The sequence below is a fragment of the Cryobacterium sp. CG_9.6 genome (assembly GCF_029893365.1).
Lineage (GTDB): Bacteria > Actinomycetota > Actinomycetes > Actinomycetales > Microbacteriaceae > Cryobacterium.
This window is the reverse complement of the sequence record NZ_JARXUZ010000001.1, coordinates 1,272,533-1,289,437: the sequence shown is the minus strand read 5'-3', so window position 1 is coordinate 1,289,437 and position 16,905 is coordinate 1,272,533. Positions and strand designations below refer to the sequence as shown.

18 protein-coding genes are annotated in these 16,905 nt (G+C 61.7%); 9 read left to right on the top strand and 9 right to left on the bottom strand.

All coding sequences use genetic code 11. The annotated features are described in order from the left end of the window. Window positions 1-80: 80 nt before the first annotated feature. Window positions 81-1,175: an alcohol dehydrogenase family protein gene (locus H4V99_RS05860; RefSeq protein ID WP_280676347.1), complete on the top strand. Its 1,095-nt coding sequence runs from the start codon at window positions 81-83 to the stop codon at window positions 1,173-1,175. Window positions 1,176-1,210: 35 nt separating this feature from the next. Here the strand turns inward: H4V99_RS05860 and H4V99_RS05855 are convergent, their stop codons facing one another. Further along, entirely contained in the window at window positions 1,211-1,609 is a 399-nt protein-coding gene (locus tag H4V99_RS05855; protein ID WP_280676346.1) for a PPOX class F420-dependent oxidoreductase, read from the bottom strand. A 182-nt stretch (window positions 1,610-1,791) separates the two neighbouring features. Here H4V99_RS05855 and H4V99_RS05850 point away from each other — a divergent pair, with 182 nt between their 5' ends. Beyond that, entirely contained in the window at window positions 1,792-2,814 is a 1,023-nt protein-coding gene (locus H4V99_RS05850; RefSeq protein ID WP_280676344.1) for an NYN domain-containing protein, read from the top strand. A gap of 58 nt (window positions 2,815-2,872) precedes the next feature. Here H4V99_RS05850 and H4V99_RS05845 read toward each other — a convergent pair whose 3' ends face one another. Then, window positions 2,873-3,679, bottom strand: a complete 807-nt coding sequence (locus H4V99_RS05845) for a GntR family transcriptional regulator (RefSeq protein ID WP_280676342.1) — start codon at window positions 3,677-3,679, stop codon at window positions 2,873-2,875. A 236-nt stretch (window positions 3,680-3,915) separates the two neighbouring features. On the opposite strand from H4V99_RS05845, the gene H4V99_RS05840 reads away from it, so the two are divergent. The 4 genes from H4V99_RS05840 to H4V99_RS05825 all read left to right on the top strand — a co-directional run bounded on the left by H4V99_RS05840 (window position 3,916) and on the right by H4V99_RS05825 (window position 8,531). Continuing rightward, a complete protein-coding gene (locus H4V99_RS05840) occupies window positions 3,916-5,364 on the top strand; it encodes an APC family permease (RefSeq protein WP_280676340.1) in 1,449 nt (482 codons plus the stop codon). Window positions 5,365-5,367: 3 nt separating this feature from the next. Further along, window positions 5,368-6,288, top strand: coding sequence for an acetamidase/formamidase family protein (locus H4V99_RS05835; RefSeq protein WP_280676338.1), 921 nt, complete (start codon window positions 5,368-5,370; stop codon window positions 6,286-6,288). Between the two features lie 12 nt (window positions 6,289-6,300). Further along, window positions 6,301-6,957 carry a GNAT family protein gene (locus tag H4V99_RS05830; RefSeq protein ID WP_280676336.1) on the top strand — a complete coding sequence of 219 codons (657 nt, stop codon included), beginning with the start codon at window positions 6,301-6,303 and terminating at the stop codon, window positions 6,955-6,957. A gap of 62 nt (window positions 6,958-7,019) precedes the next feature. Then, window positions 7,020-8,531, top strand: coding sequence for an HNH endonuclease signature motif containing protein (locus tag H4V99_RS05825; RefSeq protein WP_280676334.1), 1,512 nt, complete (start codon window positions 7,020-7,022; stop codon window positions 8,529-8,531). Between the two features lie 161 nt (window positions 8,532-8,692). On the opposite strand, the gene istB is transcribed toward H4V99_RS05825, so the two are convergent. Both istB and istA read right to left on the bottom strand, forming a co-directional pair. After that, window positions 8,693-9,424 (bottom strand): IS21-like element helper ATPase IstB, encoded by a 732-nt coding sequence (gene istB / locus H4V99_RS05820; protein WP_280676332.1) that lies wholly within the window; start codon window positions 9,422-9,424, stop codon window positions 8,693-8,695. Beyond that, window positions 9,421-10,902, bottom strand: a complete 1,482-nt coding sequence (istA, locus tag H4V99_RS05815; protein ID WP_280679970.1) for an IS21 family transposase — start codon at window positions 10,900-10,902, stop codon at window positions 9,421-9,423. Before istA ends, istB begins: the two co-directional genes overlap by 4 nt. A gap of 596 nt (window positions 10,903-11,498) precedes the next feature. Here istA and H4V99_RS05810 point away from each other — a divergent pair. After that, window positions 11,499-12,682, top strand: a protein-coding gene (locus H4V99_RS05810; RefSeq protein WP_280676330.1) for an IS3 family transposase whose coding sequence is annotated in 2 segments (ribosomal slippage) — window positions 11,499-11,760 and window positions 11,760-12,682 — 1,185 coding nt in all. Because the reading frame shifts where the segments join, the coding sequence is not laid out codon by codon here. Between the two features lie 207 nt (window positions 12,683-12,889). On the opposite strand, the gene H4V99_RS05805 is transcribed toward H4V99_RS05810, so the two are convergent. Beyond that, entirely contained in the window at window positions 12,890-13,288 is a 399-nt protein-coding gene (locus H4V99_RS05805; protein WP_280676328.1) for a helix-turn-helix domain-containing protein, read from the bottom strand. A 257-nt stretch (window positions 13,289-13,545) separates the two neighbouring features. Between H4V99_RS05805 and H4V99_RS05800 the strand changes: the two genes are divergently transcribed. After that, on the top strand, window positions 13,546-14,067 hold the full coding sequence (locus tag H4V99_RS05800) for a GNAT family N-acetyltransferase (RefSeq protein WP_280676327.1): 522 nt from the start codon (window positions 13,546-13,548) through the stop codon (window positions 14,065-14,067). A 163-nt stretch (window positions 14,068-14,230) separates the two neighbouring features. Next, window positions 14,231-14,854 carry a maleylpyruvate isomerase N-terminal domain-containing protein gene (locus tag H4V99_RS05795; RefSeq protein ID WP_280676326.1) on the top strand — a complete coding sequence of 208 codons (624 nt, stop codon included), beginning with the start codon at window positions 14,231-14,233 and terminating at the stop codon, window positions 14,852-14,854. 245 nt (window positions 14,855-15,099) lie between these two features. Here the strand turns inward: H4V99_RS05795 and H4V99_RS05790 are convergent, their stop codons facing one another. The 4 genes from H4V99_RS05790 to H4V99_RS05775 form a co-directional block, all read right to left on the bottom strand. Next, window positions 15,100-15,390, bottom strand: coding sequence for a transcriptional regulator (locus H4V99_RS05790; protein WP_280676325.1), 291 nt, complete (start codon window positions 15,388-15,390; stop codon window positions 15,100-15,102). Window positions 15,391-15,395: 5 nt separating this feature from the next. Further along, complete coding sequence (locus H4V99_RS05785) at window positions 15,396-15,659, bottom strand: hypothetical protein (protein ID WP_280676324.1); 264 nt, start codon at window positions 15,657-15,659, stop codon at window positions 15,396-15,398. 173 nt (window positions 15,660-15,832) lie between these two features. Next, window positions 15,833-16,363, bottom strand: coding sequence for a GNAT family N-acetyltransferase (locus H4V99_RS05780; RefSeq protein ID WP_280676323.1), 531 nt, complete (start codon window positions 16,361-16,363; stop codon window positions 15,833-15,835). Window positions 16,364-16,473: 110 nt separating this feature from the next. Then, complete coding sequence (locus tag H4V99_RS05775) at window positions 16,474-16,896, bottom strand: GNAT family N-acetyltransferase (protein ID WP_280676322.1); 423 nt, start codon at window positions 16,894-16,896, stop codon at window positions 16,474-16,476. Window positions 16,897-16,905: the final 9 nt, after the last annotated feature.

Below are 16,905 nucleotides of genomic sequence, written 5' to 3'. Positions count from 1 at the left end.
TATTGCTAATCTCAGCACATGTCCAGATCACGGTGCGTCTACCCAAGCGGAGATCTGCTACTTCCTGAGACACTTGAAGCATGATCCAGCGGCATGGCAGTTCGGTCCCCCTGCCCAAGACGGCGACCATGACCGCTGTTGTCACTCAGGGCGTTGGGGACTTTGACCAACTTGTGCTGAGCGAGGTTGCCCAACCAGCGGCCGGGCCGGGTGAGGTGCTGGTTCGTGTCCTCGCGGCAGGCGTGAACAACACTGACATCAATACAAGGCTCGGCTGGTATTCGTCGTCTGCCTCAACCGCCACAGACGACTCAGCAGATGACCGCGAGAGCGGCTGGAAGGGAGCCACACCGTTTCCGCTGATTCAGGGCAGCGATTGTTGTGGTCGTGTTGTTGCCGTTGGCCCGGGGGTCGATGAGGGTCTCGTGGGCGCTCGTGTCCTCATCCGCTCGTGTATGCCTCTCGGAGACGGTTCAGATTCGCACAGCACGGAGTGGCTCGGTTCCGATCTGGATGGCGCCTTTGCCCAGTTCACGGTGGTGCGAGCCCGGGACGTGTTCCCGGTTGAGAGCGCCTGGAGTGACGCCGAGCTGGCCACAATTCCCTGCGCGTACGGCACCGCGGAGAACATGGTGAGCCGGGCAGGAATCACGGTGGGCACGCGAGTGCTCGTACCCGGCGCCTCCGGCGGGGTGGGATCGGCCATCGTTCAACTGGCAAAACGACGTGGCGCCTACGTCATCGGTATTGCCAGTGCCAGTAAACGCGATCGTGTGCTCGAGATTGGGGCGGATCGAGTTCTGGAGAGAGGCCAGGACCCGCTCTCTCAGTTGGGTGCCCGAAGCGTGGACGTCGTGATCGACAACGTAGCCGGCCCGGGGTTTAGCAGCATGCTCGCCGTACTGCGTCGCGGTGGTTGCTACGTCACCTCTGGGGCAATCGCTGGCCCCCTCGTCGACCTTGACTTACGCACCTTGTACCTCAGCGACCTGCGCATCATCGGCTGCACGGCGTGGGACGAGCATGTGTTTGCCGATGTGGTTGGCTACGTCGAGCGCGGCGAGATTCGTCCGCTGCTCGCTCGCACCTATCCCCTGCGCGAGATTGCCACCGCCCAGCGCGACTTCCTGGAGAAGCGCCACGTGGGAAACCTCGTGCTGATTCCTCCGGCATGACGCTGACACACTGAGCATCCGAGCGGATGCCGGTCTCAGGCGGTCGTGATTCTCAGCATGACGCGATCCTGGCGGCCCTTCTTGCCGAGGCGCTCAATAAACATGAAAATTCTGTATTCGAGCTTGTACTTTGCGAGAAAGATGACGGTTAGTTGGTCTTCCACGTCGCTGCCGGCCACAATCTCTGCCTGTGCCGAGACGGAGACTGCTCCCGGCGCCACCTTGCCCATTCGGTCGCAGGGGCGCAGCACAACCCGCCCACTGTTGCGCAGCCGCTTCACCTTTCCGCTGCCCTGCGGGGTGGTAGCCACGAGGGCATCACCGTCCCTTGCTATCCACACCGGAGTCGACACCTCTTCGCCGGTCTTCCGAAAGGTTGTGAGCGAGACGAAGCGCTCGTCTCCAAGGGCGTTGAGAGCAAAGTCATGAGTCACGCTGCAAGGTAGCACGCCTGTGGAGTGGCTTTCAACGGCCCACTCCGAGCGCCAAACTCACCCCTCAACGTGGCCCCCCGCGCGCGGGGTCAGTATCCGAGTTGCTGTTGCGACCTCACTCCCCTCAGACTGGAGGTACCGGATCGCAACTGAGTCTTCCGCAGGCGGCTAAGGAGCTCACTATGACCGAACCAAACGATGCACGCGTTGGCCTCTATATCGACTTCGACAACATCGTCATCTCCCGCTATCAGCAGCTGCACGGACGTAATGCGTTCCAGCGCGACGGGATTCGTGATTTTGACAAATTGCGAGCGGATGCCGACCCCGAGATCGCAGCGCGACTCGCTGCCGCCACGGTCGACTTCAATGCCATCATCGATTTCGCAGCGTCGTTTGGCGCACTTGTGGTCAACCGCGCATACGCGGACTGGTCTGTTCCAGTCAACGCGAATTACCAGCGTCAGCTGATGTCGCGAGCGGTGGACCTCACCCAGCTGTTCACCGCGACAACACGGGGAACGAAGAACGGTGCAGACATCCGCCTCGCCGTTGATGTGGTCGAGGACCTTTTTCGCCTGCCCGACCTGACCCACGTCATCATCGTTGCCGGTGACTCCGATTACATCGCTCTGGCCCAGAAGTCGAAGCGGCTGGGTCGCTTTGTGGTGGGTATCGGCGTAGCGGGTTCGACGAGCACGTCACTGGCGGCAGCCTGCGACGAGTTCGAGGATTACGATTCTCTTCCGGGGATCGAGAAGGTCACTCCGTCGTCCCTCCCCGCTTCCTCCGGAAGCGATCGGCGCCGGTCGAGCAAGAAGGCGTCGGAGCCTGTGGAAAAGCAGCCGGAACCCGCCCCCGCAAAGACCCGCACGCTCACCACAATTCCGATGTTTTCGCACACCGATGACCTCCCGTTCGACGATCTCGACCCGGCCGAGGACACCGACCCCCAAACGGTTGCCACGGAGCTCCTGGTGCGTGCGCTACAGATCGGTCACGCCAAGGGTGATGCTGACGAGTGGCTCAACACGGGCACGGTCAAAAACCAGATGCGTCGCATGGACCCCGCGTTCAACGAGAAGCCGCTGGGCTACCGTTCCTTCACCGATTTCCTCGCCTCGCGCAGCGATCTCGCCGAACTTCAAGAGGATGGCCCCCAGCGCTTGATTCGCCTTCGCCCCGAGGCCGGCGGCCAGCACTGAGTTTTTCATCGCTCCGGCGCCGCAGCGCCGGAACGTGATGTGACACCGGCGTCGTGACCTACGTGTTCGCGGCACCGGCTCGGAGCAGTACGTCCTCCATCAACTCGATGTCTATGCGTGCGTGCTCGAACGCAATGGAACCGGCATCGGCAGCCCGCTGATCACAGATGGCGTCGACGAGGTTTTCATGATCGACGAGAGCACGCTCTTCCATGGTGCGCATTCCGTCCGTTGCGCCCCAGAGGTGTGCCGGGGCTGCAATGCTCACCCGGGATTCCAGGTCGAGGAGAACGGATGTGAGGATCTCATTGTGGGCAGCCGCACAGATGGCAATGTGCAGCAGCTCGTCGGCGCGCTGCGACTGGGGACCTGACTCTGCCTCCCGAAAGAGTTCCAGGTGCCGGCGCAGTTGCGTCACATCCTCGTCGGTTCGCTTCTCGGCGGCTGCTCTCGCAATCGTTCCCTGAAGTCGACCTACCGCCTCATAGGTGTCCCGGATCACGTCCCACCGCGCGGACAGGGTTCGGTGCACGGAAGCGTTGGACGAAGACGCCCACTGCTCTCGCACAAAGGAACCGCCGCCACGGCCGCGCTGAGTTTCGAGCAACCCCTCCTCCACGAGGCGCGCAATTGCCGACCGCACCGTCATCCGGCCCACTCGTAGGGATGCTGCCAATTCTCGTTCGGTGGGCAGTTTTGATCCGGGCAGATACTCACCGATAGCGATCGCTGTGATGAGACGGTCCGTGATCTCATCCGCTCGCAATGTGGGACTCAGGGGTGTCGCAAGCGTGCCCGTGAGGTCGGTTCGCGATGGCGGGAACGTCAGTTCGGGTGGCGGCTGTGCCGGAGTCGGTGCGGTCATCAACGTGCTCTCTGGTCGGATTTTCGGGCCATGAGGTGAGTCGGGATGTTTCGTCCATATTAAACCAGATAAATGGTCTTGTAACGAGACCCTTTATACGACAAGCTAAGCGTCAGCCCTCCTCTGCACCCGACATTGAGGGAATCCAGTGCACACATCACGGATCCGCGGGCCCTCTCACTACGCTCCGATTGATTACTGACGCGTACCCCCTTCTTCCACAGAAAGAACACCCGATGACCGCATCCCCCAGCTCACCGGAACTCAACCCGCAGCAACAGCTCGAGTCCTTTGGATACAAACAGCAGCTGAAGCGCTCCGTCTCCACCGCCGATCTCCTTGTTTATGGGCTCATCTTCATGGTGCCCATTGCCCCCTGGGCCATTTTCGGCACCGTCTACAACGCGTCAGAAGGAATGGTGCCGCTGGTCTATCTCATTGGCCTCATCGCCATGATCTTCACGGCTCTCGCCTATGCGCAGATGGCGAAGTCAATCCCTCTCGCCGGCTCGGTCTTCTCCTACGTGGGGCGCGGTATCCACCCCACAGCCGGATTCTTCGCCGGCTGGGCCATTCTGCTGGATTACCTGTTGGTCCCCACCCTTCTCTATGTCTTCGCGGCCGAATCCATGATTGGGATCTTCCCTGAATCCCCCAGGTGGATGTGGGCGCTCATCTTTGTCGGGATCAATACGGCCATCAACCTGCTCGGCATCACATCCATCAAGCTCATGAACCGCGTCTTCCTCGCCATTGAGCTCGTCTTTGTCGTGATCTTCGTCATCATCGCGGTGAACGCCCTGTCCAACGGTTCGGTCCCCGGCGCAGAGTTCACGATCACCCCCCTGTGGGACGCAAGCAAGGTGAGCGGCCCACTGATCGCAGCCGCTCTCTCCATCGCCGTGCTCAGTTTTCTCGGTTTCGATGGAATCTCCACCATGGCCGAAGAATCAACCGGCGGTCGCAACTCCGCCGGTAAGGCCATGATCTGGGCACTCTTCATCGTGGCGTTCCTCTTCATTCTGCAGACCTGGCTCGCCAGCGCCCTGTCTGCCGGGCGCGGAACGTTTAGCGACAGTGAGGCCGGCAACGCGTTCTTCACCGTCGTGCAAGCCGCTTCCAACAGTGGGTGGGCGACCGCATTCTTTGTCGTCAACGTGCTGGCGATTGGTATCGCGAACGCGATGGCCGCTCAGGCCGCCACGTCTCGACTGCTCTTCTCGATGAGCCGGGACCGACAGCTGCCCCGGTTCCTCAGCGAGATCAGTGGGCGACAGGTTCCCCGCAACGCCATTCTTCTCGTGTCGGCACTTTCCGCCGTCCTGGTGCTGTTCTTCGTTGGTCAGATCGACCTGATCGCCGCTCTGGTGAACTTCGGCGCTCTCTTCGGGTTCATGCTGCTGCACGTCTCGGTCGTTGTGCACTACATCGTGCGAAAGAAGTCGACGAACTACCTTCTGCATCTTGTGGCACCCACTCTCGGATTCCTCATCATCGGCTACGTCCTGCTCAACGCCAGTGACCTGGCCAAGATCGGCGGCCTCGTTTGGCTTGTACTCGGGCTGGGTGTCTTCCTGTATTACCGCTTCACGGGGCGCACAACGGCACTGTCCGGCGACGAAGGCGACGGCGATGGCGATGGCCCACTTGAGGCACCCGCCACCGGCGAACGGGCTGCGGTCTAGGTCGTGGATCACTTTCTCGATAAAAGCCACGGTCAGGCCGGCTTCTCCGCTGACATAGCCCCCGCGCTTCGCATTGTTCCCGGCACTGGTGAGCGCATAGGATTCGAAACCAGCGACGAGGTTTATGCGCAGCTGCACGAACACCACGACATGGCGCGCCTCACGGCACAGATCAACCCGGTCACCGGGCCGGTCTACGTGGAGGGTGCTGAACCGGGCGACGCACTGGCGGTCACTATCCATGACATTCAGCTGAAAGACTGCGGCTGGTCCGTCAGTCTCCCCGGCACGGGCGCACTGCAGCACGTCATGGGAGAGGGCATGTTCACACGCCGCGTTCCCATTGACGCCGACGGAGTGCATGTCACCGAGCGTCATGTCTTCTCGGCACTGCCCATGATCGGCTGCATCGGAACCGCTCCGGCGGTGGGAACCAATTCAACAATCATGCCGTCCTATCCTCAGGGCGGAAATATGGACGTTACGGACTGTCGCCCCGGTTCGGTCGTCTACCTGCCCGTGATGGTCGACGGCGCGTATCTGTCGATCGGTGACATCCACGCCATCATGGCCGAAGGCGAGTCGTCGTTCGTGGCCATCGAGGCCGAGGGAATCGCGGTGGTGAGCATCGCGCTCATTAAGCAGATGTCCCTCCGCGCGCCGCGGGTGGAAACCGACAGCGAGTGGATCTTTGTTGGCCTGGGTGATCCGGTTCAGGAAAGCATTACCCGCGGGTTTGAGGATATGTTCCACTTCCTCGTCACCGAGCAGGGCTGGACAACGGGTGATGCTTATGCGGTGATGAGCGCCGTTGGGCACTCGCGTCTCGGTGGCCCGACCGGCTCGTCCTCACCGGACCCGCTGCATCCGTTCACCGCTGTTGGGGCCGTCACCGTGCATCGACTGCCCAAGAGCGTGCTCTGATACGGTCGGGTCATGGAACTCGTGGACGTGTGGCCGCTGTTTGGTTTGCGCTTGCTGACACCCCGGCTGGAGCTTCGCCTTGTGCGAGACGACGACATTGCGGGTCTTATCGAGTGCGTTCACGCGGGAATCCATGATCCCGCAGCCATGCCGTTTGCCGTGCCGTGGACAGAAGCTGAGCCCGACGAACTGCGTCGAAACTTCGCGCAGCACCAGTGGCGTCAGCGAGTGCAGGTGCGGCCAGACAACTGGTCGCTCAACTTCGTGGTTCGCCTTGACGGGGTACCGATTGGCATTCAGGACATGAGCGCGATCGACTTCGCTGTTCTCCGAACCGTTGTAAGCGCATCCTGGCTCACTCGCAGTCGCCAGGGTGTCGGAATCGGCACGGAAATGCGTGCGGCCCTGCTGCTCTTTGCCTTCGATTACCTCAACGCGGAGGTGGCAGAATCCGATGCTGTGTCCTGGAACGCTGCCTCCCTCGGCGTCTCCCACCGCCTCGGGTATGCGAGGAATGGATTCACCCGCGTCAGTGCGCGGCCGGGCGAGGTCAATGAGGAAGTCAGGTTGCGGCTCCCGAAGGCTGAGTTCGTGCGCCCCGATTGGGACCTGCGCGTGGAGGGTTTCGACGCGGCGCGACGGGATCTGGTTGGAGAAATAAAGTACTAACCTCGCTGTATTATTTGTGAGGTTTACTCGTGTTTATGTGCTATCGGGAGTAAAATGGTGGCATGGAAACCACAGGTGAACCAGAGGAACCGCCCCCGGCGTGGCCGGGTGACGCGGAGCGTGATGCCTTTCTGACAAGTTTCGTCTCCCCCTCCGACATTGAGGATTTTGAGAACTTTTTTGATTTTGATGAGGGGCTGAGTCCGGAGGGCGCGAGGCGGGCGGCGGCGTTTGACGCCGAGGACCGCCTCCGGTTGGCGGGGGCAACGTCCTGCACGGAGGGGACCTCGGGGTGTGAGGCGCGCGAAGCGCTGCCGGATGCGCAACTGGCGTTGGCGTTTTTGGTTCTGCCCAGTGAAGCCTTCAGTACCGGGGCGACGGCGAGCCCGGCGGCACTCATTGACCGGGTGGTCTATTTTGAGAAGGTCATCGCCTGGGCTCAGGCGGGCAAAGCCACCGCCGTGGACGACGCTGTCACCCGCGCACTCGCTAATGCCGAAACCGGTAAAGCCACCGGCCACGACCGGTGGGAAGCACCGTATGCAGCTGAACGTGCGGTGACGGCGGAGATCGCGTGCGCCCTGCGCATCCCAGAAGGCACCGCGTGCGCCCTCATCCGCGACAGTCGCAGCCTCACCCACGCCCTACCCGCCACCCTCGCCGCATTGCGGGCAGGCCAGATCAGTGAACGCCACGTGCACCGCCTGATCGATCACGTCTCCTCCCTGCCCGCACTGAGCCAGCCAGAATTCGAAGAGGCACTGCTGCCGCTAGCGAAAACATTGACGGTGGCAAAGTTTGACCTGAAAGCACGCCGCCTTCGAGAAGCCCTGCACCCCGACACCATCGCCGAACGCCGCCTGACGTGCCTGGCCAACCGGCGCGTGGCCCTCTTCCCCGGCCAAGACAGCATGTCCACCCTATGGATTTCGGCGGCGTCCGATGACCTCCAAGCCATCTTCACCCGCCTCACCGACACGGCCACCAGTTTGCAGGGCACCGACGAACTCCGAAACCGCGCCCAACTCACCGCCGACGTGGCCGTTGACCTGCTCCTCACCGGGGTCACCGAAACAGGCCTCGGCGCCGGCATCAGCGCCCACGTCAACGTCACCGTCCCGGTACTCACCCTGCTCGGCCGAAGCGAGGAACCCGGGTCCCTCGAAGGCTACGGACCCATCGACCCCGAAACCGCCCGCCGCCTCGCCGGCACCGCAACAAGCTTCACCCGCATCCTCACCCACCCCGAAACAGGCATCGTGCTCTCCGTCAGTAACGAACACTTCGCCGTCCCCGCCGCCCTAAAACGCTACCAACAGATCCGCGACGAAACCTGCCGCTTCCCCGGCTGCAACCGAACCGCCCGGCACAGCGACCTCGACCACACCATCGCCCGCCAATTCGGTGGCCCCACCACCAGCACCAACCTCGCCCACCTCTGCAAACCCTGCCACGCCCTCAAACACAACACCAACTGGACCGTCACCCAAACCCCCAACGGCAACCTCCACTGGACCTCCCCCGCCGGCAAACACTACGCCATGTGTTTTGTCAACTTGAACCCGGCCATTTGATCGCTAATTAACCGGCCACTTCAGCACCGTTTCCGGCCATTTGATCACGGTCGTTGCAGCGCTCGGTTTTGGGGGTTGTTTCGTCGTGCTGACCGGCGGCAAAGTGGCCTTCTAGTGGCTCGGTCGGCTTCAGGATCGAGGTCGGCCGATCCGGTTCAGGGCTATTTCATGAGGGCGTGCTTCACGCGGTAGGACTCGCCGCGAAACTGGAGGAGTCGGCCGTGGTGGACGAGCCGGTCGATGACGGCCGCGGCCATGTTGTCGTCACCGAACACCGTTCCCCAGCGCGAAAATTCTAAGTTTGTCGTGATGATCAGGCTTCTTTTTTCATAGCCGTCGGCGATGACTTGGAACAGCAGTCGGGCGCCTTCGGTGTCAATCGGGAGGTAGCCAAATTCATCAATTGCGACGAGCCGGTTTTTCGCTATGTTAGCCAGCTCCCGATCGAGGCGGCCTTCGTCCTTGGCGCGGCGCAGCTGCATCACCAGCGACGACGTCGTGTAAAAGCGCGCGGGGATTCCTTCGCGGCAGGCGGCGGCGATCAGCGCACTGGCGAGGTGGGTTTTGCCGGTGCCGACATCGCCGTAAAGAACCAGGTCTTCGGCTCGGTTGATGAAATCCAACGACGTCAGCTCCTCCCGGCCGTAATCCTCAGGGAACTTGACGCTCGAGTAGTCAAAACCCGTGAGCGATTTCAACGCCGGCAGCCGGGCGGCGCTCAGCAGTCGTTGGCGTCGTGATGCTTGCCGGGATTCGTGCTCGGCCAGGAGCACTCCGTGGAGGTACTCGCGTTGTTTCGGGGTGCCCTTCTCGGCCCATTCGACCAACACGCTGTGGGTCAGCGACGCCTGCCGGCCGGTCTCGACGATGTCCTGCGCAGTGACGAGGGTCATGCGATCTCTCCCGTCAGAGTGTTGAGGGTGGTGAAGCTGCCGGTGGTAAAGATGTCATAGACGCTCAGGTCCACGTTCTCCACTGCCGGGCTGGTTCTGTCGGCCAGGCGCCGGGCGAGCATGCCCAACGCGGCGATCTCGGGGGTGTCGCCTCGTTGGATGAGTAGGTCAGCAGCAGTGATGGCGGCATCGAACCCGGCTGATCCTGATGCGGCATCGACAGCGCTGAGCAGGCGGCGCCGGTTGGTGGCGGTGGCGTTGTCGAGCCAGTCGCGCACTGGCCCCGGGACCAACGGCCGCAGCTGGGAATGGCTCCAGGCGCCGGGCTTGGTCGCCAGCAATGGCAGCAGCGCCGCGGGCTCGAAGATCGTCTCGGCTTGCACTCCGAAAGCGCGGGGAAAGGACCGCACCGGCGCGGAATACTCATCGAGGATCTCGACCACGTCGTGGCGGAGCCCAACGGTGAGGGTGCGGCTGTGGAAGGAAGACCCGGCCGCGTAGGTGTTGCCGTCGATGAGCATGTTCCCCTTTTTGTCAGCCGTTCGGGACTCATAACGCACCGGGTCAAACCCCACGCCGGGCAGCGCCAGACTGGCGGCAACGTCCTGCGCGAAGAGCTCGCTCACGGGCAAGCCTTTCCGGTAATGCGTGGCCTCAGCCAACGCCATGCACCGCGTCAGCAATATGTTGTTCAGGCCCTGCAGGGTGGCTGCTTCTGGCTCGGGGACCATCAGGTTGCGGCGGAGGAACCCGACGGCGTTTTCGACGTTGCCTTTCTCGTTGCCGGAGTATGGATTGCAAAACCTGGACTCGGATCGGTAGTGCAGTTTGAATGCGCCGAACAGTTTGGCCTCGATGACTTTGGTGCCGACGCGGCGTCCGATGCCGGTGGCGTTGTCAAAGACCAGGTGCCGGGGTGCAGCGCCGGTGTGATCGAACACGGTGCGCAGGCCGTGGCAGACGCACTCGGCGGTCTCGCCGCGGTAGGCCTGCACGAAGCGCATGTTCGAAAACGGGAACGTCACGACGAAGATGTGCAGGATCTGGCGGATCCCGCCGATGATGGCCTCGGCCTGGCCGAAGTCGACCTGCGCAGTTCCGGCCGGCCAGACCAGCTCCGTGAAGCCCTCCCCGGCCTGGCGGTGCTGGTCGTTCCACTTCCGCACAAAGCGTTGCACCGGGGAGTAGCTGCCGCTGTAATTCTCCTCGTTGACCAAGCGATCAAAGACCCGCTTGGCAGTGTGGCGTTGCTTGCGCGGTCGGCGCTGGTCCTCGGTCAACCACGTCTCGATGGTGTCTTCAAGCCCGCCCACGGCTGATCCGGCTGGCCTCGGAACGGGCGTCGGTGGCTTGGGTGAAAAGTTCTGTTGCCCGGTGTATTTCGTCACCGCGTCCCGGCTGACTCCCAATCGGCGGGCGATTTCACGGCCCGCGATTCCGTGGGAGTCGAGAGTTCTGATATTTTCTTGCACGGACATGGGTACCGTCATCTGCTTCCTGGTTCCTTCCGGCGCGACCGCTTGGCAGTAGACACGCCTTTAGGAACCTATCTGGGGGTGGCGGGCCCATGTCTCCAGCTCGCTGAAGAGGGCCACGGCCACCGGTGATCTCAATCTCTGCGCATCCCAACCCCATTTCTTGGGCGGGATCTGCTGGCCTGATTTTTAGCGCTCTTTTGGCAGGAAACCAGCCGCTAACTTGGCCGGATTCCAGCGCCGAAACGGCCTACAAAGAGTTGATCACACACACATCGATCGGACGACGCCCAACCGTCCGTTAGTGGAACGCATATCGGAACGTACTCCGGGCAGTTCTCTAGCCAGGCTGAACGGCGATGTTAATGGCGTTCACTACGGATCGGGGCTGACCCACGGTGAGAACCAGTCGTGCGTAGTGCTCGTTGATGAGTTCAATCACGACCGTTTCGCTTGGAGCGCTGACGTTCCAAAACGACTTGTCGCCGTCCTTGTTGAATGTTCCGGCCCATTTCCCCGGTATCGCCAGTTGAGCTGCCGCGGATATCTCGGACAGCGGGCCCTCTTAAAATGAGAGTTCACTGAAAGTAGAGATCAGCATGGCCGCAGCACGTAGGCGTTTCACCCAAGAGTTCAAAGACGAGCTGTGCCGCGAGGTGATCAATACCTCCAAACCGATCAAGGACGTCGCCACCGCATACGGCGTCGGGCCCGAGACGCTCCGGAACTGGCTCAACAAATACCGCGAGGCCAACGGCGGCACCGAAGCGGACCTGACAGTGTCGGAACGGGCCCGTCTGAAGGAACTCGAGCGGGAAGTTCAAGAGCTGCGGGCGGAGACCGCTTTCTTGAAAAAAACCAGCGCTTACTTCGCGCGGGAGCAGCGGTAGTGAGCAAGTACGAATACATCGACTCCCAAAAATCTGAGCCCACCAACCGGAATTCGGTGGTGAAAATGTGCCTCTGGCTGGCCGTGTCAACGTCCGGTTTCTACCACTGGGCGATCCGGCCGCAGTCCGCGACCGCGGCCCGGCGAGAGGCCCTGATCGCGCGGATTCAACACTTCTTCGAGGAGTCCGACGGCACCTACGGATACCGCCGAATCCACGCCGACCTCGCCGCGGAGCAGACCGAGTGCTCGCCCGAACTGGTGCGGCAGCTTATGCGCCAGATTGGCCTCGTAGCCTGCCAACCACGGCCTTTCCGCATCACTACCGAAGCCGATGCCGAAGCGGCCGCCAACATGCCCGACCTCGTCAAACGCGACTTCACCGCCGACCGCCCCGGGGTGAAGTTCGTCGGCGATATTACCTACATCCATACCTGGCAAGGATTCATCTATCTGGCCACCGTCATCGACTGCTATTCCAAGAAGGTTGTCGGCTGGTCCATCGCCGATCACATGCGCACCGAGCTCGTCGCCGACGCCCTCCGCAACGCCGCTGCGACGACCGTGATCGAGGCCGACGCGATCTGGCATTCCGACCGCGGCAGCGTCTATACCTCGGCCGAATTTCGGGCTCTCGTGTCCGGCCTGGGGATGCGTTCCTCCATGGGCCGCACCGGCGTGTGTTGGGACAACAGCATGGCGGAAAGTTTCTTCTCGATGCTCAAGAATGAGCGTGTTTATCGCACCGCGTATGCCACGAAATCACAAGCTCGCAGCGACGTCATTCGCTATATCGAAGGCTTTTACAACAGCCGACGCCGGCACTCAGCGCTTGGTTACCGCAGGCCTAATGAAGTCCACTATGGTTATCAGCAGCCAGCATTGGCAGCGTAGAAGAATCCACTAATTCCGCTGTCCGAAATGCCCGCGGCAGCTCAAGTCCTGGGGCGCGGAGTCCTTTGGGTTCCTGATTAGCACCGGGATCGAATGTTGCACCGCGGACGTGGTTCAACGGGATTTCGAGTTTGCGCGTGAAGGACCAGAGTTTGTCCACTCCCTGTGGCTCAACAACAAGCGCCGTGTCAGTCAGAGTGATGATGTTCATGCGGAATCCTTTGTTGTGGCTTCGTCGGTTAGTGGTTCGCGGGCGCGCTCGAGGAGTCGCTCCCCGAGCGATTGAGGGGTGCGCCTGGGTGCCACACCGGAGAGGATGTCGAAGGCGATGGATCGAATTTCTGGGTCCCGCGGTGCGAGTTCCATAAGGGCGACGAGTAGCAAATCAGTTGAATCATCCGTCGGGATTGCTGGCCCGGCACTCTGCCTAAGCGCCAAAACGAAGAGGCCGCGTTTACTTCCAAAAGCTTTGTACAGGCTCCCACGATGCAGGCCCGTCGCCTGAACGAGGTCGTCTATCGAGGTTCCTTCATAACCAGTGCTGCGAAAGACTTCGGCGCATTTAGCCACGATGTCGGCTTCGATAAACGTTCTGTTCCTACCCATGCGCTCAGACTACATATAGGGAAACGATCAGTCAAGAACGACCAGTCAAGAATCCTGACGCTCATGTGCGCGACTCCAACGAGTGCGGCCCGCAAGGGGGAGGGCCAGCGGACGGGTTTTCAGGTGCTCACCAGAGCGCGGTCGAGGCCCTATTTCGACGGGCAGGGCCGCCCGCAAGCCGAACCTTCAACGCCGCAGCACACGTACCCACCTCATCCGCGTGGGTATCGCTTGAGAAGCAGGCCAGAATAGAGCGCATGCCGCTGCCAGTTGCTCCACCGGATCGCCTTGCGGCCGGCCCGTTCGAATTGCGGGTGATGGTTGAAGCGGACTGGGCCCTCGAAGTGGCCCTCTCAATGGATCCCGACGTGCTCCGGTGGACTCACTATCGCCCGCAAATGACCGAGGAGACAGCGAGAGCGCGCCTGCGTCGGAGCAATTCGGAGGGCGCCTCCGCTGACACCTATCGTTACTTGATCACGGACGGCCGGGACAACTTGGGTGTCGCAGGTGTGTTCGCGGATCCCGGCGAGGTTCCGGAGATCTACTATGCGCTCCTCCCAACAGGTCGCGGTCGAGGTGCTGCCTCACTCGCGACCCGGGCCCTCACCGACTGGGTGCTCGCCAACGGGAGCCGAGTGGTGACCCTGGTGATCTTCGAAGGCAATACCGCGAGTGAGGCGGTCGCCTTGCGCACCAGCTTTTCCCTTCAGAGACGGGCGACGGCGAATCATCAGGGAGTGCCCACGGAGACAACGGTTTGGGAGCGGACGATCTGAGGTGAGGATCGACGCCGAACGCTGGCCAGTCCACGCCTGGAAACCTGAGCCCCGAAACAGCGCCTCCGCGAAACAGGACATTGGCCACCCAGTAATGCGGACGGATGAGCTGGTGGGGTGGCAGGCTGACAACGCTGAGCCCAAGATGAGGAGTCGTACTTTCGTGGATCTTGAGAGCAATCCGGATCGAGCATCCCAACTGTGCTCCGACGGGCAGGCGCGCTTGCTGCGCCGCGTGGCGCAACTGTCGAACACGGATGTCCAAGCACCGAGTCTTCTGCCTGGCTGGACCGTTGGACATGTCCTGACACATCTTGCTCGGAACGCCGACGCCCATGCACGGCGCCTCTCGGGGTCGCTGCGCGGACATGATGCTCCGAAGTACGCACACGGCCAAGAACAGCGCCGACGCGAGATAGAGGACGGAGCTGTCAGGCAAGCCGAGGAAATCATCGCTGACCCCCGGTCCAGCCTGTCGAATCTTGAGGAGGTCTTCGCCCAATGCGCGGCTGCTGGGTGGCCCAATGGCCACTTTCTCGGAGGAGGTGATTACGGCGTAGCTGCCTGCCCGGCGCACCGGCTTCGTGAAGTGGAGATGCACCATGTCGATCTCGGTCTTGGCTACACCAGTTTGGACTGGCCGGATGAGTACGTGGCGTGGGATCTACCAGTGTTGCTTGCCACCGCCGCCGACCGGCTCGGCACTTCCCGTGAGCGACGGTTATTCATGGCCTGGCTAGCTGGCCGGGGTCCGTTGGGCGTGGAGACAACATTGGCGGCCTGGTAGCGAGGGCTCCTGAGCAGGCGTACGACGGATTCGTCGTCCCTCTTCCTGCTGCCACGCTCATAGGTCTGAAAAGCGTCCCGTTAGCCGGACGATCAACGGACGAAATTTCCCGCCCCGCGAGAACACGCTCTGGACCACTTTTGCCCGGATCGGCCGCCCGTAAGCGGAACCCCCTACGGGATTGCATTGAGTCCGGTGCGCCGTCGACTCGGAGGTCCTCGAAGGGATCACGGGGCCGGAAGGTCCTACAGGTTCGTCATTTGGCGCAGGGCTCGGATGTGGGATTTGTATGCCGTTCGGCCGTCCCTCGTCAGTGCGACCCAGGTCCAGGCCCGTCCGTCATGTGTCCGTTTGTAGACGCGCACATAGCCTGCCTCTCTGAGAGTGGCGAGATGCTTGCTCAGGGACGAGTCGCTGATTAGCAGCGAATCGCGAAGAGCAGAGAACTCCGCCTCCACCATCTCGGCCAGGAAAGCGCAGATCGCCAATCGACGGGTGGGATGAATAGTCTCATTGAGCTCGGCTATCCCCGTCACGATCGTTATCGCCTCGTCTTGGATGCCAGTGTTCGCTCGAACACCCAGCCGCTTGCCACCAACAGGACGCAGACGACCGGGCCGACAACCCAGGCAACCCAGGCAACGTCGCGCTCGATGACGAAGGCCCAGCCCGCTGCCAAAGTCGCCAGGCTGAGCATCAAAAACACGGCGGCATACGCTGTAGCCCGACCGTGACCGAGTTCCGTGGTCCGGGTGCCCGTCACGCGTCGTCGCGCGAATTCCAGGAGCATCGTTGAAACAGCCATCAGAATCACGGCGACGCATCGGCGATCGCCAGCGATTCCTCAGCAAAGCGCTCATTTTCCATACAGGAAAGTAGACATCCGTATCGACAGCATGTCAACCCGATCGGGAGCCACGTCCTGCACGACGACCAAAAAGGACCTAGCCCGCGCTCCGCAAGCGGAACCCATTGCGGTCAGAACTCTCGGACGGTCAGCAGGCTGCGGCCGTCGACGGTTTCGCGATTCACTCGGCCCGTATCGCGGAACCCGAGTTTCTCTAGGACCCGCCGAGATGCGACATTCCAGTCCCACACCGTCGCCCACAACTTTCGATAGCCGGCCTCCTCCGCCCAGGCGATCACCGCCCGGCCTGCCTCGGTCGCGTAACCGCAGTTGTGAACAGCGCGCAACAACTCGAAGGCTAGCTCGGGCTCCTCGTTCGACGCGTTCCCGTTGAAGACCAGCCCGCAATACCCAATGGCACCGGCCGTTCCCGTTCGCTCCATCGCCAGCAGCCCCGGCCTCGAAGCATCGCGCTCTTCCCGGATCTGCGCGGCGATGTCCTCCTCGGTTGGGCGTCCCTCGAGACTTATTCGTCGGTGCGGAGGCACCCGCACATCCCGCTCAGTCCATAACTGATGATAAACGGCTGCGTCGCTGACGCTCTGGCGCCGCAGCGTCAGGCGATCGGTCTCCAAGGTGTTCAGTACGGGCGGCGGCGACATAACCACATTGTCTCAGCACCAACACTCGACTGGGCGCCCTGGCACGGGGAGCGTTCGCTGACAGAATCGTGATTCGATGAATCCTGAACGTGCAGCGGATACTCAACGGGCTACTGTTGCGCCACCCTCTGCATCCACTTTGAGGGCATATCCAAAGGCTCGAATCCGAACTTGGAATAGAGACCGTGCGCATCCCCCGTTGATAGAAGCATTCGCTTCAGATTCAACGGCTCGAATACATCAATGATGCCTTCGATGAGGGCGATGCCGAGGCCCTGCCCACGCACTTCACAGGCCACAAAGACGTCGCAAAGCCACGCGAACGTGATTCCATCCGTGACGACGCGTGCATAGGCAACTTGCTGACCTGAGATCGTCTCGTAGACGCCGAAGTTGCGGGAAGCATCGATCGCTTGGTCCTGCGTTGCGGGGGATCTTCCCTTTGCCCAGTAGCTCTCCTCGCTGAGCCAGCGGTGAACTCTTGCGCGATCGATATCGGAACTGTCGGAAGAGAAACGGTAGGTCGAATCCATCCCACTATC